The organism is Bacillus cereus group sp. BfR-BA-01350 (genome assembly GCF_022663775.1).
GTDB classification, from domain to species: Bacteria; Bacillota; Bacilli; order Bacillales; family Bacillaceae_G; genus Bacillus_A; species Bacillus_A paranthracis.
The window spans coordinates 1-313 of sequence record NZ_JAKUGD010000045.1 but is presented as its reverse complement, the minus strand read 5'-3'; the positions used below and the strand labels follow the sequence as shown (position 1 = coordinate 313).

Sequence of the window (313 nt, the reverse complement as noted above, 5' to 3'; positions counted from 1 at the left end):
TATTTACTTTATAAAAAATGGAGGAGGTAGAGGGATTCGAACCCCCGCGCGACTCTCGCCGCCTGTCGGTTTTCAAGACCGATCCCTTCAGCCGAACTTGGGTATACCTCCATGAAGGAAAAAATATTTTATTATTTATGTCTAAACCATTTTAAAAGAAAATGGAGGAGGTAGAGGGATTCGAACCCCCGCGCGATTCTCACCGCCTGTCGGTTTTCAAGACCGATCCCTTCAGCCGAACTTGGGTATACCTCCGAGACATATAATAAATAAAGTGGAGCCTAGCGGGATCGAACCGCTGACCTCCTGCGTG

General features: G+C 47.3%; 2 tRNA genes. Both read right to left on the bottom strand.

What is annotated here, in order from left to right:
- Window positions 1–18 precede the first annotated feature (18 nt).
- A tRNA-Ser gene (locus MR147_RS26865) sits at window positions 19–111 on the bottom strand.
- Between the two features lie 51 nt (window positions 112–162).
- A tRNA-Ser gene (locus tag MR147_RS26860) sits at window positions 163–255 on the bottom strand.
- Between the last annotated feature and the right edge of the window lie 58 nt (window positions 256–313).